Annotated in this window: 19 protein-coding genes; 13 read left to right on the forward strand and 6 right to left on the reverse strand. The window is 38.7% G+C overall.

Going from position 1 to position 25,530, the window contains the following annotated elements; genetic code table 11:
* Positions 1 to 16 precede the first annotated feature (16 nt).
* The 3 genes from metA to QQK09_RS08800 all read left to right on the forward strand — a co-directional run bounded on the left by metA (position 17) and on the right by QQK09_RS08800 (position 9,431).
* The gene (gene metA, locus QQK09_RS08790; protein ID WP_284203758.1) at positions 17 to 934 is read left to right on the forward strand and encodes a homoserine O-acetyltransferase MetA; all 918 of its coding nucleotides are present in this window, start codon (positions 17 to 19) and stop codon (positions 932 to 934) included.
* 1,246 nt (positions 935 to 2,180) lie between these two features.
* The gene (gene metH, locus QQK09_RS08795; protein ID WP_284203759.1) at positions 2,181 to 5,864 is read left to right on the forward strand and encodes a methionine synthase; all 3,684 of its coding nucleotides are present in this window, start codon (positions 2,181 to 2,183) and stop codon (positions 5,862 to 5,864) included.
* A 324-nt stretch (positions 5,865 to 6,188) separates the two neighbouring features.
* A complete protein-coding gene (locus QQK09_RS08800; RefSeq protein ID WP_284203760.1) occupies positions 6,189 to 9,431 on the forward strand; it encodes a DEAD/DEAH box helicase in 3,243 nt (1,080 codons plus the stop codon).
* A 91-nt stretch (positions 9,432 to 9,522) separates the two neighbouring features.
* Here the strand turns inward: QQK09_RS08800 and QQK09_RS08805 are convergent, their stop codons facing one another.
* On the reverse strand, positions 9,523 to 10,623 hold the full coding sequence (locus QQK09_RS08805) for a YcbX family protein (RefSeq protein ID WP_284203761.1): 1,101 nt from the start codon (positions 10,621 to 10,623) through the stop codon (positions 9,523 to 9,525).
* On the reverse strand, positions 10,624 to 11,082 hold the full coding sequence (locus QQK09_RS08810) for a methylglyoxal synthase (protein ID WP_284203762.1): 459 nt from the start codon (positions 11,080 to 11,082) through the stop codon (positions 10,624 to 10,626).
* A gap of 83 nt (positions 11,083 to 11,165) precedes the next feature.
* On the opposite strand from QQK09_RS08810, the gene QQK09_RS08815 reads away from it, so the two are divergent.
* Positions 11,166 to 11,639, forward strand: coding sequence for a hypothetical protein (locus tag QQK09_RS08815; protein WP_284203763.1), 474 nt, complete (start codon positions 11,166 to 11,168; stop codon positions 11,637 to 11,639).
* Between the two features lie 48 nt (positions 11,640 to 11,687).
* Here QQK09_RS08815 and QQK09_RS08820 read toward each other — a convergent pair whose 3' ends face one another.
* Positions 11,688 to 12,047: a DUF1422 family protein gene (locus tag QQK09_RS08820; RefSeq protein ID WP_284203764.1), complete on the reverse strand. Its 360-nt coding sequence runs from the start codon at positions 12,045 to 12,047 to the stop codon at positions 11,688 to 11,690.
* A 183-nt stretch (positions 12,048 to 12,230) separates the two neighbouring features.
* Here QQK09_RS08820 and sthA point away from each other — a divergent pair, with 183 nt between their 5' ends.
* Positions 12,231 to 13,661, forward strand: a complete 1,431-nt coding sequence (gene sthA, locus QQK09_RS08825; protein ID WP_284203765.1) for a Si-specific NAD(P)(+) transhydrogenase — start codon at positions 12,231 to 12,233, stop codon at positions 13,659 to 13,661.
* Here sthA and nudE read toward each other — a convergent pair.
* Complete coding sequence (gene nudE / locus QQK09_RS08830) at positions 13,644 to 14,192, reverse strand: ADP compounds hydrolase NudE (protein WP_284203766.1); 549 nt, start codon at positions 14,190 to 14,192, stop codon at positions 13,644 to 13,646. The two genes, sthA and nudE, sit on opposite strands and share 18 nt — an antisense overlap.
* A gap of 92 nt (positions 14,193 to 14,284) precedes the next feature.
* On the opposite strand from nudE, the gene yrfG reads away from it, so the two are divergent.
* The gene (gene yrfG, locus QQK09_RS08835; RefSeq protein WP_284203767.1) at positions 14,285 to 14,941 is read left to right on the forward strand and encodes a GMP/IMP nucleotidase; all 657 of its coding nucleotides are present in this window, start codon (positions 14,285 to 14,287) and stop codon (positions 14,939 to 14,941) included.
* A gap of 3 nt (positions 14,942 to 14,944) precedes the next feature.
* Here yrfG and QQK09_RS08840 read toward each other — a convergent pair whose 3' ends face one another.
* Positions 14,945 to 15,460 (reverse strand): Spy/CpxP family protein refolding chaperone, encoded by a 516-nt coding sequence (locus QQK09_RS08840; RefSeq protein WP_284203768.1) that lies wholly within the window; start codon positions 15,458 to 15,460, stop codon positions 14,945 to 14,947.
* 197 nt (positions 15,461 to 15,657) lie between these two features.
* Here QQK09_RS08840 and QQK09_RS08845 point away from each other — a divergent pair, with 197 nt between their 5' ends.
* Both QQK09_RS08845 and QQK09_RS08850 read left to right on the forward strand, forming a co-directional pair.
* The gene (locus QQK09_RS08845; protein WP_284203769.1) at positions 15,658 to 16,371 is read left to right on the forward strand and encodes a response regulator; all 714 of its coding nucleotides are present in this window, start codon (positions 15,658 to 15,660) and stop codon (positions 16,369 to 16,371) included.
* Positions 16,361 to 17,746: a sensor histidine kinase gene (locus tag QQK09_RS08850; protein ID WP_284203770.1), complete on the forward strand. Its 1,386-nt coding sequence runs from the start codon at positions 16,361 to 16,363 to the stop codon at positions 17,744 to 17,746. Before QQK09_RS08845 ends, QQK09_RS08850 begins: the two co-directional genes overlap by 11 nt.
* Before the next feature lie 105 nt (positions 17,747 to 17,851).
* Here the strand turns inward: QQK09_RS08850 and QQK09_RS08855 are convergent, their stop codons facing one another.
* Positions 17,852 to 20,392, reverse strand: a complete 2,541-nt coding sequence (locus QQK09_RS08855; RefSeq protein ID WP_284203771.1) for a penicillin-binding protein 1A — start codon at positions 20,390 to 20,392, stop codon at positions 17,852 to 17,854.
* Positions 20,393 to 20,606: 214 nt separating this feature from the next.
* Here QQK09_RS08855 and QQK09_RS08860 point away from each other — a divergent pair, with 214 nt between their 5' ends.
* From QQK09_RS08860 to QQK09_RS08880, 5 genes are read left to right on the forward strand one after another with little or no spacing between them, the layout of a single operon-like run.
* Positions 20,607 to 21,662, forward strand: coding sequence for a pilus assembly protein PilM (locus QQK09_RS08860; protein WP_284203772.1), 1,056 nt, complete (start codon positions 20,607 to 20,609; stop codon positions 21,660 to 21,662).
* Positions 21,662 to 22,219, forward strand: coding sequence for a PilN domain-containing protein (locus QQK09_RS08865; RefSeq protein ID WP_284203773.1), 558 nt, complete (start codon positions 21,662 to 21,664; stop codon positions 22,217 to 22,219). The genes QQK09_RS08860 and QQK09_RS08865 overlap by 1 nt, the downstream gene beginning before the upstream one ends.
* Positions 22,219 to 22,794: a type IV pilus inner membrane component PilO gene (locus QQK09_RS08870; RefSeq protein ID WP_284203774.1), complete on the forward strand. Its 576-nt coding sequence runs from the start codon at positions 22,219 to 22,221 to the stop codon at positions 22,792 to 22,794. Before QQK09_RS08865 ends, QQK09_RS08870 begins: the two co-directional genes overlap by 1 nt.
* Entirely contained in the window at positions 22,791 to 23,309 is a 519-nt protein-coding gene (locus QQK09_RS08875) for a pilus assembly protein PilP (protein WP_284203775.1), read from the forward strand. The genes QQK09_RS08870 and QQK09_RS08875 overlap by 4 nt, the downstream gene beginning before the upstream one ends.
* Before the next feature lie 27 nt (positions 23,310 to 23,336).
* Complete coding sequence (locus tag QQK09_RS08880; RefSeq protein WP_284203776.1) at positions 23,337 to 25,475, forward strand: type IV pilus secretin PilQ; 2,139 nt, start codon at positions 23,337 to 23,339, stop codon at positions 25,473 to 25,475.
* The last annotated feature ends 55 nt before the right edge of the window (positions 25,476 to 25,530 follow it).

Raw genomic sequence — 25,530 nt, forward strand, 5'->3', positions numbered from 1 at the left:
ACATATGGAGTTGCTAATGCCTATTCGTATCCCTGATGATCTACCCGCTGCGGGTATTTTAAAGTCTGAGAATATTTTTACTATTTCAGAATCACGTGCAAGTCATCAGCATATTCGTCCACTGCGTGTATTAATTTTGAATTTAATGCCTAAAAAAATTGAGACAGAAACACAATTAATGCGTTTACTGTCTAATACCCCTTTGCAGGTCGATGTTGAGTTAGTGCGAGTAGATGCGCGTGCATCACGTAATACTCCCCAAGAGCACCTAGATAAATTTTATGGCGACTTTGATCGTGTAAAAAAACAAAAATGGGATGGCTTTATTATTACCGGAGCACCACTGGGTAAGATTCCATTTGAAGATGTTTATTACTGGGACAAATTTAAAGAGATCGTTGATTGGTCGCATCACAATGTTACTTCGACTCTATTTTTATGTTGGGCGGCGCAAGCTGCGCTTAATCACCTGTTTGATATCAAAAGAGAAACGCGAGACCAAAAGCTATCGGGTATTTACAAGCACACTACATATAACCATCATCATCCGTTAGTGCGTGGTTTTGACGACCAATTTTGGGCTCCTCTGTCTCGTTTTGCTGACTTTAATTCAAAAACAATTAAAGCAAATAGCGATTTAACCATTTTTGCCGATGATAGTGATGCCGGTGTTTATTTAGCTGCGAGTCCAGATTGCCGCCAAGTTTTTATTTCTGGTCATCCTGAATATGATGCCAATACATTAAGTAACGAGTACTTGAGAGACTTAGATGAAGGGTTAAATCCAGACCTACCCGCAAACTATTATCCCGATGATGATGAGAACCAAATCCCGCGTGCTAAATGGCGTAGTCATGGTAACTTGTTGTATAGTAACTGGTTAAATTATTGCGTATACCAAGTGACGCCCTACGACTTAAATGAACTAAAATAAAAAATGTGACCTAGCTAGTAAATTATTCTGTTAATTATTTTTTATACTGGCATTAACTTACATGCAACCTACACTTAGAGGTAATTCATGAGTGAGAGGAGATTTAATTAGTACCTAGCACAGCAACCAATGAATAGCCTTTTAGGCGACTGACAAGTTAGGAAGTTCGACATAATTATTGCAACTTCAAACGTTTTTCTAACGATTTTTGTCAGATGATTTTCTTGTTGATAATCTAAAAAAAGAGGGAGGCAGTATCAGTACTTCTTATCAGTTTTTAGTAAGGCATATACCCAACTAGAAGTTACAAAAAGTAACTTATTTACCCAATTGGGTGCTCGGGAAAAGCCTTTTTTATTTTAACCAACAGCCTGGTCGGAGTTGAATAGAATAAAATGCTGGTTGTCGATTCAATCAATTATTAAATGGAGGAGTTATTATTATCACTTCATATCAGTTTTTAGAAAAGAGTAATAAACCTTAGGAGTTTGTTTTTTTAAGCAACTCAACGCCAAAATTGGCACTTTAATTACTCTTTTTTACAACGTGATAGTCGATTATAAGTTAAGTGGTTTTTGTTTTAATTGTGTATTTTTGTAAGTTAATGTCTTTATCTGTTAAGCCTGTTTTTTGTAAACACTTGTTTGAATTAAGTTTATGTTTATTGGGATAATGGAGTACAAGCGCTGATGGATGGCGAAAGACTTGAAGTAGTAAATCGCAAAACCTATTTTTTATAATGGCATGTCCAACGTTCTTTTAAGATAAAGCGAGCTGCACTTAGCTCGCTTTTTTTATGCCTATTTTCCGTGCTGCTCAATTATTATTCCAATGGAATTTAATAGGTGAGCAGAGTTTGCGTAGGAAAAATTATTACTAACAAGGCTTGAGTTGTAGGCTTTCGAGAGATTAACTGCGTTAATCCTCTATCGGATAATTAAATTAAAGACTTTAATTCTTTAATAGTTGCTCTCACTTCAAAACTCACAACGCAGTTAGGGATAATTTTAACCCGCAAGAATGCTCATTTTATTAATTCCTTTGGTATTATTACCGCTCTCTTTTCCATCACTCGTTTTTCTCACGTTGTTTATTTAAATATTTCAATTTAATCCACTCTGTTATCAAGAGTCTGCGTGTAACTTTTATGTTAAACTTCGCGCTCTGTTTGTAACTACTTGTCGTATTTTATTTACAGCATACAGGGTAGTTATCTTTGTTTTATATAAGAAGTGTAGGGAACGCTATGTCAGTCATCGATCGCAGTGCATTAATTAGATCACAGTTAGAAAAACACATCCTGCTTATTGATGGTGGTATGGGAACCATGATTCAAGATTACAAATTTGAAGAGCAAGATTATCGTGGTGAACGCTTTGCTGATTGGAAATGCGATGTTAAAGGAAATAATGACTTATTGGTTCTAAGTCAGCCACATATAATCGAAAATATTCATAAAGAATATCTTGATGCAGGGGCCGATATCCTTGAAACCAATACGTTTAACGCAACGACGATTGCAATGGCTGATTATGAGATGGAATCTCTTTCTGCTGAGATCAACCGAGAAGCCGCGCGTATTGCACGTAAAGTTGCAGATCAGAAAACCGCAGAAACACCAGATCGTCCCCGCTTTGTTGCCGGTGTATTAGGCCCAACAAACCGTACCTGTTCTATCTCTCCAGATGTAAACGACCCTGCCTTTCGTAATGTAAGTTTTGACGAGTTAGTTGAAGCTTATACAGAATCTACTTTGGCATTAATCGAAGGTGGTTCAGATCTTATTTTAGTCGAAACCGTATTTGATACGCTTAATGCAAAAGCGGCTGTTTTTGCAATTAGTGGTGTATTTGAAGAATTGGGTTATAAGTTACCAGTGATGATTTCCGGTACCATTACCGATGCATCAGGGCGTACTTTATCGGGACAAACAACCGAAGCATTCTATAACTCACTACGTCATATTGAGCCAATTTCATTTGGCTTGAACTGTGCGTTAGGGCCTGATGAACTTCGTCAGTATGTGGCAGAAATGTCACGTATCTCTGAAACCTTTGTTTCTGCGCATCCAAATGCGGGTTTACCAAATGCATTTGGTGAATATGATTTAGAAGCCAAAGAGATGGCGACGCATATTAAAGAGTGGGCAGAAAGTGGTTTCTTAAATCTAGTGGGCGGCTGTTGCGGTACTACACCTGCGCACATTCGAGCGATGTATAAGGCAGTAGATGGCGTTAAACCGCGTGAATTACCTGATATTGAAGTCGCATGTCGACTAAGTGGTCTTGAGCCCTTAACAATCAGCAAGAGCTCGTTGTTTCAAAATGTGGGCGAACGAACCAATGTAACCGGTTCTGCTCGTTTCAAACGTTTAATCATCGAAGAACTTTACGATGAAGCATTAGATGTTGCGCTGCAGCAAGTTGAAGCCGGCGCGGATATTATTGATATCAATATGGATGAAGCGATGCTTGATTCATTATTTGCGATGAAACGTTTCTTAAACCTATGTGCTTCTGAACCTGATATTTGTAAAGTGCCAATTATGGTCGATTCTTCTAAATGGGAAATTTTAGAAGAGGGCCTTAAGTGTGTTCAGGGTAAAGGTATTGTTAACTCGATCAGTATGAAAGAGGGGGTGGATAACTTTATCAAGCAAGCGACACTGATTCGTCGTTATGGTTTTGCGGTTATCATCATGGCCTTCGATGAACAGGGGCAAGCAGATACCCGCGCGCGTAAGTTTGAAATTTGTCAGAAATCTTATGATATTTTGGTTAATCAAGTGGGCTTTCCACCAGAAGATATTATTTTTGACCCGAACATTTTTGCGGTTGCAACGGGTATCGAAGAGCATAATAACTATGCGGTTGATTTTATCGATGCGGTTAAAGATATTAAAGATAATTTGCCACATGCGATGATTTCAGGTGGTGTTTCTAACGTTTCTTTCTCATTCCGTGGTAATAACCCCGTGCGTGAAGCGATTCATGCCGTCTTCCTGTATTACTGCTTCAAGAATGGTATGGATATGGGCATTGTGAATGCTGAGCAATTAGCGATTTATGACGACATACCCAAAGAGTTAAAAGATGCAGTTGAAGATGTTGTTCTTAATAAAAACCCTGATGCGACCGACGCGCTGTTAGAGATTGCAGATAAGTTCCGTAATTCAGGGCAAGAAAAAATAGATGATGGCTCTGCATTATTATGGCGTGAATTACCCGTTAATGAACGTATTGCACATGCACTGGTAAAAGGTATCACTGAGTTTATTGAAGAGGATACCGAAATTGCGCGTCAAAATGCAGATAAGCCGATTGAAGTGATTGAAGGGCCGTTAATGGATGGCATGAATATCGTCGGTGATCTGTTTGGTGCAGGTAAAATGTTCCTACCGCAAGTGGTTAAATCAGCACGTGTAATGAAGCAAGCGGTGGCCTACTTAAACCCTTACATCGAAGCGACGAAAGAGGTTGGTGCGACCAACGGAAAAATCGTTATGGCGACGGTAAAAGGTGATGTTCATGATATTGGTAAAAATATCGTGGGCGTAATTTTACAGTGTAATAATTATGAGATTATCGACCTCGGTGTAATGGTGCCAACAGAAACTATTATTAAAACGGCGATTGCTGAAAATGCTGACATGATTGGTCTTTCAGGGTTAATTACACCCTCACTAGATGAGATGGTTTATGTCGCGAAAGAGATGCAGCGTCAAGGTTTGAAGTTACCCTTATTGATTGGTGGTGCAACGACGTCTAAAGCCCATACTGCAGTGAAAATTGAACAAAACTACGATGAACCGGTTGTTTATGTTTCTAACGCGTCACGTGCAGTTGGTGTCTGTCAGTTGCTGTTGAACCCAAAAACTAAACCTGATTTTATCACTAAATTAAATACCGATTATGATCGTGTTCGCGAACAACATGCTAATAAACGTCCGCGTAGCAAGCCTATTTCACTAGCGCGTGCGCGTAGTAACAGTGCCAAAATAGATTGGAACAGTTACCTGCCACCAGTGCCTAATAAGCTAGGCACACAAGTTATTAAAAAGATGCCGATTAAAACGTTACGTGAATATATCGATTGGACTCCATTCTTTATGACTTGGGGACTGGCGGGCAAATACCCGCGTATATTAACCGATGAGGTGGTGGGTGAAGAAGCAACACGTTTGTTTGCCGATGCATTAGCGATGTTAGACACAGTTGAAGCGGAAGGTGAAATCTCTGCCTCTGGTATTGTTGGTATCTACCCTGCGAATAGCGTGGGTGATGATATTGAAATTTATACTGATGAGTCGCGTTCTGAAATAGCGCAAATTAGCAATCAATTACGTCAGCAATCAGAGAAAAAGCCACCGTTTGTAAATCATTGTTTAGCGGATTATGTTGCACCTAAATCTTCTGGGCTTGCGGATTACATTGCTGCATTTGCCGTGACTGGTGGTATTGGTGAGCGTGAAGTGGCGGATCGTTATAAAGCCAATAATGATGATTACAATGCCATTTTAGTGCAGGCTGTTTGTGACCGTTTAGCAGAAGCTTTTGCCGAATACTTACATCAACAAACACGTAAAGATTACTGGGGGTTTGCTGCAGATGAGACCTTAGATAACGATGGTATGTTACGTGAAAAATATCAAGGTATTCGCCCGGCACCGGGTTACCCCGCGTGTCCTGAGCATACTGAAAAGCAGATCATTTGGGACTTAATGAACGTTGAGCAAGAGATTGGTATGGAGCTAACAACAAGTTACGCAATGTACCCGGGGGCTGCAGTATCTGGCTGGATCTTCTCTCACCCTGAAAGTCGTTATTTTGCCATTGCACAAATTCAGCAGGATCAAGTTGAAGATTATGCACAGCGTAAAGGCTGGGACCTATTAACTGCAGAACGTTGGTTAGGTCCAAACATTAGCTAAATTCACTTATTGTTAATTACGCGTTAGCTATTATGCCGCCCTAGATGCGGCATAATTTTAACTGAGTTATTATAAACATTAATCTATAGCCTGTTCTCCCCATCTGATTACCAAATTAAGACTAAATTTAAATTTATTATCTTTATTACTCTTGAGCAGGGAATTTAAACACTTTTATTGTCTAACTAACTGTTTTAAATTAAATGTTTTTTTATTTTAAAAATACAGTTTTGGCTTTTGCTGTGGTAAATAACTTTTTAGCCCTTTCTTTCTAGGTAATATCTCTCTATCATTAATGATCCGTTTTTACAGTTGGTTACCCTGATGCCTAAGATCACTCAGCAAGACATTTCCACCAGTTTTGGTCGCAATATTATCGACCGTGGCACCCTTTATTTTAAAGAGAGTCGCGTATTATCTTGTGATTTTGATGAACAACAAAATAAACTTAGTGGCAGCATTAAAGGTAGTTCTGATACACCTTACCAAACCAGCGCAATGATTAAACCTTCTAACAAGGGCGGTTTTATTATTCATAGTACTTGTTCTTGTCGCGTAGGCTGGAACTGTAAACATGCTGTCGCATTATTGCTTGCTTATCAAGCAGATACGCCAAATTATAATATAGAAAACAGCTATCAAACTTGGTATGAAATGCTTCAAGGGCAGCTAGATAAAAAACAGCCAAAACCGGTTGTTAGTGCTTATGAAGGTTATTTCCGTCTTTCATTTATCAAAACAGCCTACAACCATGCACTACAATATATTCAGGTTGAGTATGGCTCTGTACGTTTTTTGAAAAGTGAAAACGTCAGTGTTTTTGCAGAAAAAGACCTTATCTCTGTGGTGGATAATGAAACATGGATGGAGAGTTATAAGTGGGTTAAGCCGGAAGATGTTAATATTCTTCAGCTGCTACTGGCTAAAGAGGGACGTGTTGCAAAATTAGCTAAAACGACGATTCATACTCAACATGACCTTTTAGCATTACAACAAATCTTAGCGACAGGACGCTGTTTTTGGCGTGAAATGGCGTTACCTATTGTTGCCTCTGAAGCGAAAGCGCTACAGCTACAATGGCATGATGATGCCGACCTGAAACAACTTGAAGTGTCGTTATTAGAAAGTGAAAACTGGTTATTGGTTCCGACACCAACACCTTATTATATCGATACAGACACTGGTGCTGTTGGCGAAATAACAAGTGAGTTTGATCGAGATTGGATACTTTCACTTATCCAAACCCCGCCGCTAGCCGATGAACAGTGTAAACATTTTACAGAACAGGTCTCACTTCGCTTTCCTCAAGCCGTTTTACCCAATCCGATCGCTTATCAAACAAGCGAGCTAAATGCGCCGCTGCGCGTTGAATTTAGTTTGACCAGTAAGGTAGTTAAAGGTAACCCGTTATTTATTAGCCGTTTGTCTTTCTTTTATGGTGATTTACGTTTAGATCCGGTCGTACTTGAAGAGTTAACACGTAATCAGTTCATGTTTAACAATGAGATCGTAACCATTAAACGTGATATTGAAGCTGAAACCTTTGCCCTCAACGAATATGATCAGCTGTGTCTGTTAGATCTGTTGACTTATGATGATAAACAGCCCAAATCGACGCAGCAATTGGGGATTTTACCCCCAGAGCTTGGTGGTTCTCAGCAGTTCCAATGGTTATCATTTTTAACAGCTCATAAGGCGCGTTTAGAGGTAATTGGTTGGGAATTTAATATTGCTAGTGATTTAGTATTAGAAAGTGAACAGATAGACAGCATTGATATCGCTATATCAGAGCAGGGAAACTGGTTTGATTTAGGTGTGTCGATTGAAGTTGAAGGCAAGCGTATCGAGCTCTTACCTCTGTTATTAGAGTGGTTACGAAGCAATGAAGATTGGCAGCAAAACAGTTTTGATATTCTATTAGCGCAAGCAAATGGCCGACCTCTTCGTGTCAAACGTAGTTCTATTCAGCCAATTTTATCTATCTTACAAGAGTTAGGTGAAGTGAATAATGACAATATTAAATTACCACAAAGCCAAGCTGCGCTACTTGCACAATTACCTGAAATTAATAAGTGGGTTGGTGGTGATCATGTCAAAAGCATCGCAGACAAACTAACTAATTTTACCGGTATTGAAACGGTGGAAGTACCGAGCGAGCTTAAAGCGACACTACGTGATTATCAGTTAGCCGGATTAAATTGGTTAGTATTCATGAATGAATATGGTTTTTCGGGTGTGTTGGCCGATGACATGGGGTTAGGTAAAACGATTCAAGCATTAGCTTATCTACTTTATAAAAAGCAACATCAGCAATTAACGCAACCAGCCATTGTTATTTGCCCTACTTCATTAGTCGGTAACTGGATGAATGAAGCGGCTAAGTTTACGCCTGATTTGAAAGTGTTAGTGTTACACGGTGCGGATCGACACCAGTACTTTGAAACTATTTTAAATTATGATTTAGTCATCACGACGTACCCACTGGTAGGGCGTGATTTTTCCCAACTTGAACCGTTACAGTTTTCAGATTTAATTTTGGATGAAGCACAAACCATTAAAAATCCATTGGCCAAAATGACCAAAAGCATTAAGCAGTTAAATGCTAAGCAGCGTTTATGTTTAACGGGTACGCCGATGGAAAATCATCTTGGTGAGTTATGGTCACTGTTTGATTTCTTAATGCCGGGTTTTTTAGGAACACACACCACCTTTAATCGTTTCTATCGTAAAGGTATTGAGGGTGAAGGGAATCAACAGATACAAGATTGGTTGATTCAAAAAACGCAACCGTTCCTAATGCGTCGTACTAAAGATGAAGTGGCAAAAGAGCTACCAGCTAAAACTGAGATTGTGCACAAAGTCGTACTGCCAAATGATCAACGTACCTTGTATGAAAGCATTCGTATTACGATGGAAGCAAAAGTACGTGATCTACTTAAAGAGAAAGGCATGGCGCGCAGTCGCATTGAGTTTTTAGACGCGTTACTGAAACTGCGTCAAGCTTGTTGTGACCCACGTTTAGTGAAGTTAGAGCATGCACAAGGCATTAAAAGTTCTGCTAAATTAGATTTCTTAATGGAGATCGTACCTGAGATGATTGAGGAGGGAAGACGTATCTTAATCTTCTCTCAGTTTGCAACCATGCTTGGTTTGATTGGTGATGAACTAGAAAGTAAAGGCATTAACTATGTGAAACTGACAGGGCAAACACGTAATCGAACTGAGATTATCGATAAATTCCAAGGAGGTGAGGTGCCTATTTTCCTTATCTCACTAAAAGCGGGTGGCGTAGGTTTGAACTTAACCGCTGCTGATACCGTTATTCATTATGACCCATGGTGGAACCCTGCTGTTGAAAATCAAGCGACGGATCGTGCTTATCGTATTGGTCAAGACAAGCCTGTTTTTGTTTATAAGTTGATTTGTGAGCAAACCGTTGAGGAGCGTGTACTTGCATTGCAAGCCCGTAAACAACAGCTTGCAGATAGTGTATATGGCAAGGAGCAAGAAGATAAGTTTGCACCAGACAGCAGTGATGCATTATTGAAGCTATTTGAGCGTTATTAACAAATCATTAAATGTAATAACTAAAAAAGCGAAGATTTATCTTCGCTTTTTTGTTCCATTTTTCTTTGTAATTCGTAATAACACTTAATTATTAATGTTTTAAGCTAATATCAGAAAGTGGAATACAACTACAAGCTAGTATATAACCTTGTTCTAACTCTTCCGGACTAAGTGCTTCATTGTTTAGAGTCTGCACCTCCCCTTCAATCAGTTGAACTTTACATCGTCCACATTTTCCACCTCGACATGAGAAAGGAATTGGGACGCCAGCTTGTTCAGCTTGATCTAATAATAGTTGTTGATTATCTCCTGCTACGGTTAATGCTGATTGTTGGTAGTATATTTGTAATGATTTTTTATTATCGGCTAGCGAATCAGATTGTGCTGTATATGAAATAGCTTCCTGTGTTGCTAACACGTGTACCTCATCACCCGCTCTAATTAGTCCACTATTTAAAGGAATGAGGTTTTGCCCGAAGTCTATTTCTCCCTGGTGATAACGAAATTTAGCTAAGGTTGCTAATGGTTCATTGTCTGTTGGAATGCCTGTTTTAGGATCAACGTTAATAAAAGTACAGCGTGAACAAGGTTTACTGATTTCAAATTCAACTTCCCCAATTTTTATGCGTAACCAACTATCTTCTATAAATGGAAAATCACCTTTGATAACAATATTGGGGCGAAAATGCAGTGCGCTAACGGGACTTTCTAGCTTACTATTAAGCTGATCAATTGAGGCTTGATTAATTAATAGCAGTGGGTAGCCATCTGCAAAAGCGACCGAGGTGTCGCGATCTTTAATACAACGTTGGCTGCTTTCCGCGAAAAAAACCAACTGACAAGGTTGCTTTAAATAGGTGGAGAACCAATGGTCGTAATCTTGATGACAGTGCAAAGCATTTACCGTATCAGACCATATATCAGCACTGATCACCTGCGTTGAAAATTGTTCTGGGTCGATGCTTAACTGCGCCATATTAGGGGCATTTAGTTGTAATATTTTTCGTGAAAACTGTACATCTATCTGCGTTAGCTGAGGATGTGTTCGCCCTGTAATAAATTGTCCATCTAAGTCAATTAACATATAACGACGATCAAAACTTAGCCCTTTTTCTTCAACGAATGCGGCAGGTTGACTGATCGCTTTCACCGATTTAATTGGGTAAATGTAAATGTCTGTTAATGCTTGCATCTATTTAACTCGCTCTGCTAAATAACCATGATAATCAGGAATGCGGGTTTGGTAAGTCTCGTTAATATGTAGAGAATCCATAATAAAATCAGCAGTCGCGATATTAGTCGCAACAGGAATATTCCACACTGCGGCTAAGCGCAATAATGCTTTAACATCCGGATCATGTGGTGCTGCATTCATTGGGTCCCAAAAAAAGATTAAAACGTCTATCTCTCCTTCTGAAATTTTAGCACCTAATTGTTGATCGCCACCCATTGGCCCTGAAAATAAGCAAGTAATAGGCAAAGACAACTGCTTTGATAAGATAGAGCCTGTTGTGCCTGTTGCATAGAGGTGATGTAATTTAAGTGCTTCTAAGCGTTGTTCTGACCACTTTAATAGTTGCTCTTTCATGTTGTCATGTGCAACTAATGCAATGCGTTTGTGTTTTGTTAATTCACGAGTGATGTAGTTCATGTCGAATCCTTTCCTAAGCTTGTAAAGTGAGGTTTATAGATTAAGCTAATAATGCAGTAAAATTAAATAATTAGGGAGCTTTTATGTCAAATGGTGATCAATTACCACTTTCTTCAGCTTCGCAGTTGCTGGCATCATTAACGCTCGACTCAAGTTGTAAATTTATTGCTTTAAAAATAAATAGAGAGGGGTTGAATACTGCATTACATGCTATCTATATCGAAACACAGACACAACCATTTGATCTTCCTTTTGTTGCATTGGTGACGGTGGCTGAGTGGGATGGTAAATGTGCAAGAGAGGAGTTCTTTATTGAAGCAGAAAGTGCGACTTTATTAATGCAAAAGTTGCAGCGTTTTGATGAAATAAATCGTTTTGCGTTTATGCAACTGCCTCATACCGCCACTATTGACCTAATGGCAATGCAGCCTCAAGCGTTATGTTGTCTGTTACTTCCTGAGCTTGGTCTATTTAATAAAAATGCATCAGATGAGGAATTACGTACTTTAAAAAACAATGCAATTACGCTATTAAATCGACTAGCGTCTACTGAATAAACATCAAAATTAGGGTTAAATAATTTAACCCTAATTCTTACTAAGCGATTATGCAGAGTAGTGGTTATCACCAAACATCCATTTATACATTAGCCAAATACCGAGTATTAACGTAATAGTGATAGAGATAAAATTAGAGCCTAGATGCGGATATAACGCCCCTGTAAATGCAGAGTAAGAAAATATCCCCATGAAAAAGGTCGCCCATGCTGGTTTAATACTTGCTTCGTTATTGGCTTCTTTAATATAAAAACCATAAAAGTGGTTTATTGCGAAAAAGAGTGTGAAAAAGGGAAAAACAGAAAACTCTACAGGTGCAATTGTAAAAATAGAGAGACATGCGTTCAGTGATAAACCAATTAGAAAAGTATAAAAAAGCCATTTTACTGAAATAGAATTTTTACTCATAGATAAGCCTTTAAAAAAGTAAGTGGTAGCTTAAAAATAACACGAAGTTTGTTATTTTTCCCCTTTTTTTAATGCTTAAATATTTATCAATAACACTGCTCACGATTTGTCACTCCAGTATGTGACAAATTCTAAACAATTGTTAATATAATGTTTTATTTTTATCTCCCTTAAAGGTTCCTCATGTCAAAATCAAAAAATAGCACATCTACTCCTGTAAGTTATGATTTCGATGCCATTGTTATTGGCACTGGACCTGGAGGAGAGGGCGCAGCAATGAAATTGGCTAAAGGTGGTTTGTCAGTTGCTGTTATAGAAAAGTATAAAGATATTGGTGGTGGTTGTACGCACTGGGGAACTATCCCCTCAAAAGCATTAAGGCATAGCGTCAGTCAGCTAATTGAGCTGAAGCATAATGCACTGTTTGTTAATAACTACCCACAAAAAGCGGCATTCACCTTTGCGGATGTATTGCGACATACTGAGCAGGTCATCAATAAACAGGTAAGAATGCGCAGTAGTTTTTATGATCGCAATAACTGTAAGCTTATTTTTGGTAAAGCTTCTTTTGTTGATAAACATACCATTGCAGTAAAAAATAGAGATGGCTCGATTGATACTATCACTGCGAAAGATATCATCGTTGCAACAGGCTCTCGCCCTTATCATCCTGATGATATTAATTTCGAAGACGCTAATATTTATGATAGCGATACCATTCTCTCATTAGATTATCAGCCTCAGCATATCGCCATTTATGGTGCGGGTGTGATTGGCTCTGAGTACGCTTCTATTTTTAGAGGACTAGGGGTTAAAACCGATCTTATTAATACACGAGATCGCTTACTCTCGTTTTTAGATGCGGAGATGTCCGATGCGCTCTCTTATCATTTCAGGCATTCCGGTATTATTTTACGTCACGATGAAGAGTATGAAAAAGTAGAAAGTACGAAAGACGGCGTGGTGCTACATTTTAAATCGGGTAAAAAAATGAAAGCGGGTTGTCTGTTATACGCCAATGGGCGCACAGGTAATACTGATAAGTTGAATCTAGGTGCTGTAGGGCTAAAGGCCGATGGGCGTGGTCAGCTTGCAATTAACGAACACTATCAAACAGATACAAAAAATATTTATGCAATTGGTGATGTTATCGGTTACCCAAGTCTGGCGAGTGCAGCCTATGATCAAGGGCGAATTGCCGCGCATGTTATCCTCACGAAAGAGGGACAGAAAAAACTGATCAAGGATATCCCGACGGGTATTTATACGATTCCAGAAATTAGCTCTGTGGGCAAAACAGAGCAGATGTTAACTCAGCAAAAAGTACCCTATGAAGTGGGGAGAGCGCAGTTTAAAGACTTAGCTCGCTCACAGATTTTAGGTTCTGATGTAGGTAGCTTAAAAATACTTTTCCATCGAGAAACGAAAGAAATATTAGGTATTCATTGCTTTGGAGAGCGTGCTGCAGAAATTATCCACATTGGGCAAGCGATCATGGAGCAAGAGGGTAAAGCGAATACGATAGAGTATTTTGTAAATACTACGTTTAATTACCCTACCATGGCAGAAGCGTATCGTGTTGCTGCCTTAAATGGTTTAAACAGGTTGTTTTAAGGTCTTCAGTGCTAATAGGAGCGCGGCAATACTGCGCGCTTCTTGAAAGTCTTCTCGGGCAAGTAACTCATCAATTTTTGAGATTGGCCATTTAATTACTTCCAATGGCTCTGGTTCATCACCCTCTAGTTGTTCAGGATAAAGGTCAAAAGCCATATACAAGTGCATTTCGCTGCTAAAATAGCTGGGTGCCATGGTCACAGTTTTTAGTTTTTGTAAACGCTTAGCGCCAAAACCCACTTCCTCTTTTAACTCCCTATTCGCGGCTATTTCTGGTAATTCGCCTTTATCAATAAGTCCTTTAGGGAAACCCAAACTGTAACTATGTGTCCCAGCACCATATTCGCGAATCAGTAGGAGAGTGTGTTCATCATAGAAAGGAACAACGAGTACGGCGCCTTGGTTATAACCTTGCATACGTTCAAATTCGCGTTGCTCACCATTGCTAAATTTAAGCTGTACCGCTTCAATATTAAAAAATCGGCTACTCGCCACTAAGGTACGTTTTAGAATTTCAGGTAATTGTTTCATGTTATCCCTTTTCTGGCGTTGGTATCATGATATCTTATACCAACTACGTTAATTATGTGATCAACTATTTACCTATACACTATGGAGCCGTTATGTTTTTTGAAGCTGATATCGATGCTGTTTTACTTGATATGGACGGCACGCTGTTAGACCTGCATTATGATAATCATTTCTGGTTAGAGTTTGTGCCACAGCAGTATGCACTCAAGCATCAACTTTCATTGCAACAAGCAAAACACCATGTATATGCACAGTGTGATAAGGTAACAGGCAGTTTAAACTGGTATTGCCATGACTATTGGAGTGAAACGTTAGGACTTGATATTCATGCACTGCAGCATAAAACTAAACACAAAATTCAACTGCGTAGTGATACCTTATGGTTTTTAGAAAAGCTTAAACAACTCAATATCCCAACTTATATTTTAACTAATGCACATCGCAGTGGTGTTGCACTGAAAATGCAGCAGACTGATTTAACGCCTTACTTTAAAAAAATAATTTCTAGTCATGATTTCAATACACCAAAAGAAAATCCACGTTTTTGGCTAAGCGTAAAAGAGCAGTTGCAGGTTGATTTGTCACGTTGCTTGTTTATAGACGATAGTGAAAAAATATTAGCAGTAGCGAAGCAATCAGGTGTTGGTTTTTTACGTGGTATCGCTACGCCAGATAGCGAAAAGCCTGCACAAAGTATGCAGGCTTTTGATGCTATTAAACAATTTTCAGAATTGTTTAAGCGTGCTTAACGATTAACGATTTTGGCGTTTCATCTGCATTTCTGCAAATTCTGCTTTCTGCTCGTCAGTTAGCAGTTGGAACATTTCATGTTTAGCTTTTAGCATTGAAAGTTTTCTTTCACTTTTTTGAGCTTCTTGTGCATCGATTAATGATTTCGCTTTTGCTTCATCAAAGGTTTCCGCACTCATAAGGGCTTGCATTTCAGCACGTTGAGCTAAGCGATCTGCATCAGTTTTTTGTTCTTTCTTTTCTGCTTTTTGCGCTGACATAATTGTTTTCATATCGGCTTTTTGTTGGTCAGTTAAGTCAAGTTTGGCAAAACCCATTTGCTTGTTTTTACCTTTACCTTTGCCTTTATGCTTTCCACCTTGATGTTTGCCACGACCATCTTCTTTTACCATGCTGCAATCTTGAGCATTATTTTGTCCATTTTGCATGCCATCTTGGTTAGCTGCAACTGCGTAAGATAGACCACCTAAAGAAAGTGTCGTTGCTAGTACTAGTGACGCGATAGTTTTAGTTTTCATAATTGACTCCTGGGTTTGGGTTAATAATTTCGTTTTTGTATGATGCTATTAAAGCAGTTAATGTTGTCAGGAGTTTGTCTAAAATAGATAAATTTGTAATAGTTTATGGCGATTGGGTCATTTGACATACTTTGACACAACTCTGACTTTAAATAGCGTAACCTCGTAGATATAAGACTTATTGTAAGGATAAAAAGATGCAAATGCCTCACCTATTAATTGTTGATGACCATCGTGAAATACGCGAGTTATTGCAACGTTTTTTTATACAGCATAATTATCGCGTTACCGTTGCTAAAGATGGTAAAGAGATGAAGCTGCGCTTAAAGGACACACAGATAGACTTAATCGTGTTGGATTTGATGTTACCCGGAGAGGATGGTTTGACGCTTTGCCGTGACTTACGTGCTTCCTCTAATGTTCCGATCGTAATGCTCACCGCAATGGGTGATGAAATGGATAAAATTATCGGCCTTGAGATGGGCGCGGATGACTATCTTGCTAAACCTTTTAATCCTCGTGAGTTGCTTGCTCGCATCAAGGCTGTCCTACGCCGAGTGAATACGCTTAGTGCACCCGTTTCAGATATTAATCAATATTCTTTTGCCCAGTGGACGATAGACGTTAATAAGCGTGAGTTGACGGATAAAGAAGGGGTGATGGTTATTTTAAGTAGTGCTGAATTTGATTTACTACGTGTATTTATTGAGCACCCACAACGCGTATTAAGTCGTGATCAATTATTAGAGTTAAGCAAGGGGCGTGACGGTGGCGTTTATGATCGTGCGATTGATACCTTAATAAGTCGCTTGCGTAAAAAGTTAGAAGTAGATGCAAAACACCCTGAATTAATTAAAACAATTTGGGGCGGAGGTTATCAATTTACCTGCGAGGTAAGCCATGATAAATAGAATATTCCCGAAAAGTTTGGTCGGGCAAATTAGTTTGATCATGCTTATTGGTGTCATGCTGGTTGTTTCGGTTTCGATGCAACTTTATTCTAACGATCGTCAGCGTGTGCTGAATTTCACTTCTAGTGACAGTACGATTGAGCGAGTAAGTTCATTAATTACTATTTTAAATAATACGCCAATTGAACTACATAAAGAGATCATTAGCGCTAGTCAAGGTCGTGGTTTTTATCTGTCATTAGGTAAAAAAGCTCTTGTACGTGAGCAAGGCAGTGTTGAGTTAGCCAGTAACCTTAAAGAGCTACTCGCCTCTGATGTTGACGATATTCGCATTGTTGCGGCTAATATAAAGCACCCTGAGCGTAAAAAAGAAAAAATGACTAAACATGAGAAAAAACGTGCTGAATTAAGGGAGCGTTATAACGTTAAGTTAACGGGCTCAATTTTATTATCGGAAAAGCACTGGTTAAACTTTAGTTCTGCAATCGATGAAGAGGTGACACATCTGCCAATGCAAACCATTATGTGGGTTGTTTTATTTACTTTTCTAATATTAATTACCATGGCATGGATTGTTAAACGCGCATTAAAGCCGATAGAGGCTTTAGCAATTGTTGCCAAAAAAGTCGGCAGTGAACGTGACTTTAAAAATATCAGCGAAGTTGGTCCAAGTGAGATCATTCCTGCTATTGCGGCGTTTAATCAGATGCAGGCTAATCTTTCTACGTTTATTGATGATCGTAGTAAAATGCTCGCCGCTATTTCACATGATCTACGTACTCCTATCACCAGTTTGCGTTTGCGCTTAGAGTTTATTGAGCCAGGAGAAGATCAAATCCGAATGCTTGAAACAGTACATCAGATGGAAAAAATGTTAAAAGCCACGCTCGATTTTGCTAAGGATGATGCCTATAAAGAGGCGAAACAGGAGCTTGAAGTCGTGAGTTTATTAGCCACTATTTGTGATGATTACCGAGATCGTGGTCTCGATATTCAGTTGTTTAGTGCGGATAAGCTTATTTTCCGGTTATGGCCCGTTGCATTTCGTCGTGTGATTGAAAATATTATTAATAACAGTATCGCTTACGGAAAAGACGCTACTGGAGAAGTGCATATTTCTGTTGAAGTTAGCCTTGAGAGTGAAAGTCTTATTATTTCAGTTAGTGATACTGGTGAAGGTATCGAGGAGTCTCTTTTTGAAGAGGTGATAAAGCCTTTTGTACGATTAGATAAAGCGCGAGATACTCAAGATTCAAGTGTTGGTTTAGGTTTGGCAATAAGCCACGGTATTGTACAGGCACATGCAGGAAAAATGACCTTTAAAAACTTACCTGCAGGTGGTTTTAATGTGCAGGTATCACTGCCCAAAAGCTAATGGATAAGTAGACTGAATAGATATAATCGAAAAGGCCGAGCTAAACATTGTGTTAGCTCGGCCTTTTCTATAACGTAAACATTTTAGTAAAGGAGAATAACTGCTTTAAAACAGCTCTTCATCACCCTCATCAATCGTGCCATTGTTGCTATCATTAAATTCGAATCGATTTGGTTGCTCAACATATTCGCTTGGCATCGTACCTGCTTCAAAATATTCAAATAGACTGGTGTAATCTGTTTTGCGAGTCAATAATCCTGTTTCTCTATCGATTCTTGCTGTTGAAATAGTGTTCGGCGTTACTTTTTTCACTACGGGTTGTGTCAGAGCAACCTTTTGCATAAACATGTTCCATGCTGGCAGTGCAGTACGTGCCCCAAATTCTCCACCTGTAACTTGCTCTTTACCTAGGTTTTGATTGTAGTTTGCAGTCCCTAAATTACGGTTAAAGTTATCAAACCCTACCCATGACGTAGCAACGACATTGCCAACATATCCAGAGAACCAAGCATCCTTTGAATCATTTGTAGTCCCTGTTTTACCACCAATATCATGACGTTTAAGTGCACGAGCAGCACGCCAAGCTGTACCATTCCAACCTGTTTTATGTTGCCAACTACCTCCTCCCCAAACCGCGCTATAAAGCATCTCTCGAAGTAAAAATGCCGTTTCTTCACTGATCGCTGAAGGTGCGATTTGTTCTTGGCTGATAGGCGAAATTGCACAGGTATCACCTTTTGCATATTTCTCGAAGTCTAGGTCGTCAGAGGCCGATTGTTGTTTAAATAGTTTCTCGCAGTTGTCACAAACCATTTTAGGGCTTGCTTGGTAAATAGTTGTACCGTATGCATCTTCTATACGTTCAATCACATAAGGTTCTATCGCGTAACCGCCATTAGCAATAATTGCATAACCCGTTGCTAGCTTAAGTGGCGTTAAAGATGCAGACCCCAATGCGATAGTATTGTTATGAGGAATTTTTTCTTCATCAAATCCAAATTTTCCGAGTTGTTCAATCACTTTAGTGGTACCTAAATCCTGCACTAAACGAACTGAGACTACATTTTTAGATTGTGCTAATGCTCGACGAAGACGTATCGGACCATCATAAACAGGCGGTGAATTTTTAGGGCGCCAAGCTGAACCTCCGGTCCATTGATTGATTGGAGCATCATTAACTAATGTCGCTAGGTTATAGCCATTATCTAGTGCAGTAGAATAGATAAAAGGCTTAATATTTGAACCTACTTGACGTTCCGCTTGCGTTGCACGGTTGAACTTACTTTGTACAAAGCTAAAGCCTCCCACTAATGAGGTAATAGCACCGTCTTGTGGATTTAATGAAACAAAAGCGGCACTTGCTGCGGGGTATTGAGATAATTCTAGCTGCTCATTAGTTTTACGTACCCAAATAAGCTCTCCAACGGCAACAATATCACTCGCTTTTTTAGGTGCTTTACCCTGTCTGGTATCGCTAATATATCGACGTGCCCATTTTAAGCCATCCCAGTTGATCTGTTGTTCAGCTTCTTTGCCACTTTTACTGAGCACTGTGATGGATTGTTTGTTAACTTCAATGACGACTGCAGGCTCAAGGTCTGAAAAATTAGGCTCTTTTTTTAGCTTATTTATAATTTCTTCTGTTGACCAGTTTTCAGTCGGTGCTTCCCATAAAACGCTTGTCGCACCGCGATAACCATGACGCATATCATAGTTATGCAAGTTGCTCATAAGCGCTTCATTGGCGGCTTGTTGTGCCTCTTTATTGATCGTGGTGTAAACATTATAACCTTCGTTATAAGCGCGATCTTTACCGTACATTTCAACAAGCTTTTGATGTGCCATCTCTGCTACATAGTGGGCAGATAAGGTGATCTCTGCACCATGGTACTTACCTGTAATAGGTGCTTCTCTTGCCTCATCGTATTGTGCTTGAGAGATATGCTTTTCATCTAACATACGCATCAATACTACATTACGGCGGGCTTTAGCGTTTGTTGGAGAGTAAATAGGGTTATTGCTTGATGGCGCTTTAGGCAATCCGGCAATGACGGCCATTTCTGGCAGTGTTAGTTGCTCGACGGTTTTACCATAATAGACTTGTGCAGCAGCGCCAATACCAAATGAACGATGACCCAAAGAAATTTTATTTAGATACAGCATTAAAATTTCATCTTTAGTCAATAATTGTTCAATTTGAACCGCAATAAAAATCTCTTTAATTTTACGAACAAAAGTTTTTTCTCGAGTTAAAAAGAAATTACGTGCAACTTGTTGAGTGATCGTACTTGCGCCTTGTTTCGCATGACCTGATGCGGCATAGACAAAAGCTGCACGTGCGATACCGATTGGATCAATACCAAAATGTTGATAAAAGCGGCTATCTTCCGTTGCTAAAAAGGCATTGATCAGTTGTTCTGGTACTTCATCACGTTGTAACGGGATGCGTCGCTTCTCACCAAATTGAGAAATCAACTCACCATCATGACTGAAGATTTTCATCGGCACTTGTAATTTAATATCTTGAATTGTAGCAACGTCAGGTAAATCAGACTTAAGGTGGTAATAAATACCAATCACTGAGCCTAAACCTAATAAAATAATCAACGCTGATGCTATAAAAAAGCGCTTAATCCATTGTTTCATTATATGTTTACCTTTATTTTTTTTTGATAGCTAACTGTTATTATGACAGTATATAGCGATAATTAAGGATATATAAGAGGGAAGTGTGACTTATCAACTTGGAAGTTATCGATTTTAGTCTTACTATTAGTAGTCAATCGTAATAGTTTTCAGTATTTAATCATACTAGTGAAACCCGATACCACTTATTCAAACAAATGATAGCAAGGATGTTATGTTTTCAGGTCTTAAAAAAAACTCAAATGCCATAATTGGCATCGATTTTGGGTCAAGCTCAATAAAGGCTATTGCTATTTCAAAGGGCAAGGGCACTTATCAAATTGATGCAGTCGCTGAAGCACCAGTACCTAAGGGGCTTATTGTTGACAGTCATTTTGAAAATGTTGATAAATTAGCCCAAATTATTAAACAACTGCGTAAAAACTTTCCTGCCTCATATAAAAATGTAGCGATGGCGGTTAGTGGTGCCGATGTCATCACTAAAGTTATCTCAATGAATGCTGACCTGAATGAACTAGAGTTAGAATCTCAAGTTGAGATGGAAGCAGAAAATAATATTCCATTCCCATTAGATGAAATATTTTTAGATTTTGAAGTTCTTTACCCAAACGCCACTGATAAATCCCTTAATGATATATTGTTGAGTGCGGCTCGAAAAGAGACGGTTATTACTCAGGTCGATTGTGTGGAAGAAGCTGGTTTAGTTGCAAAAGTTGTTGATGTAGCGAGTCATGCTCAATCACGAGCTTGCGAATTTCTTTTTGAGCGTGCGGACTACGATAAAGGAATTGCGATTGTTGATATTGGCGCGTCACAAATGATGCTCAATATTGTCCATCAGGGTAATGTTATATTTTCGCGCTCAAAAAACCATGGCGGTGCTATCTGTACTCAGATGATGGCAGATCACTACAGCATGAAATTTGTAGAAGCAGAGAAAGCTAAAATTGATCATGAATGGCCCCTCGATTGCGATGTCGATGTGATTGCTCCCTTTGTTAACATGACGGTTAATCACCTGAGGTTTGACTTGCGTATGTTTACCAATGCACCAAATAACATCCAAGTTGAAAAGGTAATATTAATAGGTGGGTGTCAATTGATGCCTGGTTTAGTGACACAGCTTGAAGAAGAATTAGAGCTTGATGTTGAAGTTGCCAACCCTTTTATTGGGTTTGAGTATAAAAATGACTCAGATAAAACGTTACTTCATAAGGTTGGCACTAAATATATGATGGCTCTGGGGCTCGCATTAAGAGGGGTTCAATAATGTCTAATATTAACCTGTTACCATGGCGAGAAGATTATAAAAAGAAAAAGAAAAATACTTTTTTTGTTATCTTACTGCTCAGTTCATTAGCGATACTTGCGTTGTCTTATTTAGGTAAAGTCTATATAGACGCTATGATTAGTGCACAAAATCAGCGTAATCAATACTTACAAACACAAACTATTATTTTAGATCGTCGAATCGCTGAAATTCGTAATATAAAAGAAGAAAAAGCGCAGTTAGAGCGTCGTATTAATTTAATTCAAAAATTAGAAGAAAAACGCAACTATGCGACTCACCTATTTAACACCCTTGCAGAAACCGTTCCTGAAGGTGTTTATTTAAGAACGGCTACCTTTAATAAAGAAAAGGTAGTGGTAAAAGGGGCTGCCGAATCAAGTAACCGCGTGACAAGAATGATGAGAAACGTTGATAGCTCAGGTTGGTTAGGTGATTCATATTTGAGCAACATTAAAGAGGGCGCTAGAAAGCCAATCAAACTCTATAACTTTGATATGGATTTTGTTGTTGTTCCTGAAGTTAAGGTGGCTAAATAATGGATTTAAATGAGCTAGATTTTGAGAATGTAGGTAGTTGGCCTGCATTATATCGAGGCGTTTTTATCGCACTTGTTTGCGCTATTTTTGCTGGTGCTTTCTATTATTACGTGACCATTCCGCAAATAGAGCAGTTAAAATCAGTGGAAGTAAAAGAGCAAAAACTAAAAGATGAATTTAAAGTAAAAGCGGCTTTATCATCTAATCTTGAAGCGTATCAAGCCCAGTTAGTTGAGATCAATGTGATTTTTGAAGGGTTAATTAACAAACTGCCCAATAGAAAAGAGATTGCTAGTTTACTAGATGATATTAGCTTTATTGGTAGTGATAATGGCTTACAAATCAAGAGTATTAATTGGGGGGCAAAAAAAGATACCGGCGAACTATCGGTGGAAGTACCCATTAGTATTCAAGTGGTCGGTACCTACGATCAACTTGGTGATTTTGCTGCTGATATTGCAGCCCTACCTCGCATTGTTATTTTAGATAACTTACGTCTTTCAAAAGGAAAGGGTGATCAGTTAACTTTAAATGTGATAGCTAAAACATACCGATATAAAGGGGAGAGTAAATGAAAATTTTAATAACATTATTATTATCATTTAGCCTTATCTCTTGTGTGGAAGTAAAGGTGGATGATCTTAATAATTTTGTGGTAAGTGCTAAATCAAATGTTTATCCGATCAATGACAAAATTCCAGAGCTAAAGAAAATTGAAGCGTTAACCTTTACGGGCAATGATGGACGTAATCCATTTTCAGAACCTCAAATTGAAGTGATAACACCTGTTGAGAATATACCTAAAAGTTGTCCTCAGCCTAACTTCAAGCGTAAAAAGCAAGCATTAGAGATGTATTCACTTGATAATTTAATTATGCGCGGTACCTTACTAATAAATGAACAACTTTGGGCATTAGTTCAAGCTTCAGGTGGTGAAATTCACAAGGTAAGGCCTGGATATTACTTAGGTTTAAACTACGGTAAAGTGTTGGAAATCACTAAAGATAAGATTGAATTGTTGGAGTTAGCTTCAGACAGGGATGGTTGTTGGCAAGAGCGAATTACTAAAATTACGCTACAATCACAATAAGCTTTTAGAGCAGGGATGAATTAAAAAATGAACATAATAACAAAAAAACAGCTGGTAACTTTCTTTTCAATAGCAGGCTTGATATTAAGCTCCTCTATTGCAATGGCGGAGTCTCAGCTAATAAAATTGGATGTAAATCAGCTTGTTGAAGGGAAGTTTGAACTAAAGTTTGAATTCAATGAAGCGATATCTGGCTATACCGATAAGCTTAATTATCGACCTAACCAACTCGTTGTTGATATTGAAGATGCGAGTTCTGTGCTTAAACTTAATCCTATCAGTATTGATAAAGGTGGTGTTAATAATGTTAAAGCGGATCGAACCAGCGATGGTTTACGATTAGTGATTGCATTAGATGCCTTAATGCCTTACCGCGTAGTACAAGAAGGTAATGCGCTTTTTGTTCGATTTGGTGATATTACCACCATTACTAGTGAGACCAGTGAGGGCGAGATTGCGTTAGCAGCAGCTATCGCACAAAATTCAGGAAGCCAGGTTGCGATTGCCCCTATGGCGGGAGATGCTAAAGGTAAAGCTTCGGATATACAACCAAGTCAAGAAACGCCTAAAGGTTATGTTAATAGTATTAACTCTATCGACTTCCAACGTGGCTCTGAAGGCCAAGGTAAACTACTTGTTTACCTTGATAACTCTAGTGTTGCTGTTGATATTCGTCGTCGAGATAAACAGTTAATTGCTGAGTTCCAAAGTACTTATATTGCTAATGAATTTTTATACATAATGGATGTTGTTGACTTTGCAACTTCTGTTGAAAAAGTTGAAACCTTCAAGGAAGATGGTAAAACGCGTTTTGTTTTTGATATTAAAGATGAATATAACTATCGTTATGATCAATTAGATACTTTGTTCATGATTGAGGTTTCTAAGAAATTAGAAAATCAAAATGAGAGTGTTTATCAAGGTAAAGCAATCTCTCTTAACTTCCAAGATATTCCTGTGCGTACGGTACTTCAGCTAATTGCAGACTTTAACGCTTTTAACTTAGTTATTACCGATTCTGTAAGTGGTAATATCACGTTGCGTTTGGATGATGTTCCATGGGAACAAGCGCTTGATATTATTCTAAAAGTGAAAGGTCTCGGTAAGCGCATGGATGGCAATGTATTAATGATTGCACCTGCGGTTGAGCTTGCGGCTAAAGAACGAGAGCAATTAGAAAGCGACAAACAGGTTGAAGATTTAGCGCCACTCTATTCAGAGTTTATACAGATTAATTATGCAAAAGTTTCTGATATCGCTTCAATGCTTTCAAGTGGTAATGCAAGCTTATTATCTGCTCGTGGTGCGGTTAGTACTGATCAACGTACTAATACTCTGTTATTAAAAGATACAGCAATCGTTATTGATGCAGTGAAAGAGATGGTTGCTGTGTTGGATGTTCCTGTTAGACAAGTTGTTATTGAAGCACGTATGGTAACGGTAAGTGATTCTGTGGGTGAAGAATTAGGTATTAGATGGGGCATAACAAATGCGAGTAGTAACAGTGCAACATCTGGGACGTTAGAAGGTGCTGATTCAGCAAACAGTGGTACGGTCGCAAGTATTGATGATCGTTTAAATGTCAATCTACCTGTTGCTGGTGCGGCAGGTACAATCGCGTTCCAAGTAGCGAAACTAGCGGATGGGCAGATATTAGACCTTGAGCTTTCTGCTTTAGAGCAAGAAAATAAAGCTGAGATTATTGCTAGCCCGCGTATTACTACGGCGAATCAACAAACAGCATACATTGAACAGGGTTCTGAAATTCCTTACGTAGAATCTGCATCATCGGGTGCTACGTCTGTAAGCTTTAAAAAGGCAGTGTTAAGTCTTGAAGTAACACCGCAAATTACGCCTGATAACAAAGTGATCTTAGATCTTGTTATCACCCAAGATTCTAAAGGCGAAATTATTCCTACAGGTATCGGTACTGCAGTTTCTATCGATACACAGGAGATAGGGACTCAAGTATTAGTTGAAAATGGTGAAACATTAGTACTTGGCGGTATCTATCAACAACGTATTACAACCGCGGTGCAAAAAGTACCTTTCTTAGGTGATATTCCTTACCTAGGTTATTTGTTCAGAAACACGATACAAGAAAATGCAAAATCGGAACTTCTTATTTTTGTAACGCCACGTATTGTCATGCAGACTAAATATTAATTGAGCATTAATTAGTGTTTATTTATAGAAGCCCAAACTAATACTTTGGGCTTTT

Source organism: Psychromonas marina (assembly GCF_030161115.1).
Lineage (GTDB): Bacteria > Pseudomonadota > Gammaproteobacteria > Enterobacterales > Psychromonadaceae > Psychromonas > Psychromonas marina.

Bases quoted from the DNA above. Each gene is read 5' to 3' on its own strand.
- metA (WP_284203758.1), top strand. From the start codon at position 17: ATGCCTATTCGTATCCCTGATGATCTACCCGCTGCGGGTATTTTAAAG.
- metH (WP_284203759.1), top strand. From the start codon at position 2,181: ATGTCAGTCATCGATCGCAGTGCATTAATTAGATCACAGTTAGAAAAA.
- QQK09_RS08800 (WP_284203760.1), top strand. From the start codon at position 6,189: ATGCCTAAGATCACTCAGCAAGACATTTCCACCAGTTTTGGTCGCAAT.
- QQK09_RS08805 (WP_284203761.1), bottom strand. From the start codon at position 10,623: ATGCAAGCATTAACAGACATTTACATTTACCCAATTAAATCGGTGAAA.
- QQK09_RS08810 (WP_284203762.1), bottom strand. From the start codon at position 11,082: ATGAACTACATCACTCGTGAATTAACAAAACACAAACGCATTGCATTA.
- QQK09_RS08815 (WP_284203763.1), top strand. From the start codon at position 11,166: ATGTCAAATGGTGATCAATTACCACTTTCTTCAGCTTCGCAGTTGCTG.
- QQK09_RS08820 (WP_284203764.1), bottom strand. From the start codon at position 12,047: ATGAGTAAAAATTCTATTTCAGTAAAATGGCTTTTTTATACTTTTCTA.
- sthA (WP_284203765.1), top strand. From the start codon at position 12,231: ATGTCAAAATCAAAAAATAGCACATCTACTCCTGTAAGTTATGATTTC.
- nudE (WP_284203766.1), bottom strand. From the start codon at position 14,192: ATGAAACAATTACCTGAAATTCTAAAACGTACCTTAGTGGCGAGTAGC.
- yrfG (WP_284203767.1), top strand. From the start codon at position 14,285: ATGTTTTTTGAAGCTGATATCGATGCTGTTTTACTTGATATGGACGGC.
- QQK09_RS08840 (WP_284203768.1), bottom strand. From the start codon at position 15,460: ATGAAAACTAAAACTATCGCGTCACTAGTACTAGCAACGACACTTTCT.
- QQK09_RS08845 (WP_284203769.1), top strand. From the start codon at position 15,658: ATGCAAATGCCTCACCTATTAATTGTTGATGACCATCGTGAAATACGC.
- QQK09_RS08850 (WP_284203770.1), top strand. From the start codon at position 16,361: ATGATAAATAGAATATTCCCGAAAAGTTTGGTCGGGCAAATTAGTTTG.
- QQK09_RS08855 (WP_284203771.1), bottom strand. From the start codon at position 20,392: ATGAAACAATGGATTAAGCGCTTTTTTATAGCATCAGCGTTGATTATT.
- QQK09_RS08860 (WP_284203772.1), top strand. From the start codon at position 20,607: ATGTTTTCAGGTCTTAAAAAAAACTCAAATGCCATAATTGGCATCGAT.
- QQK09_RS08865 (WP_284203773.1), top strand. From the start codon at position 21,662: ATGTCTAATATTAACCTGTTACCATGGCGAGAAGATTATAAAAAGAAA.
- QQK09_RS08870 (WP_284203774.1), top strand. From the start codon at position 22,219: ATGGATTTAAATGAGCTAGATTTTGAGAATGTAGGTAGTTGGCCTGCA.
- QQK09_RS08875 (WP_284203775.1), top strand. From the start codon at position 22,791: ATGAAAATTTTAATAACATTATTATTATCATTTAGCCTTATCTCTTGT.
- QQK09_RS08880 (WP_284203776.1), top strand. From the start codon at position 23,337: ATGAACATAATAACAAAAAAACAGCTGGTAACTTTCTTTTCAATAGCA.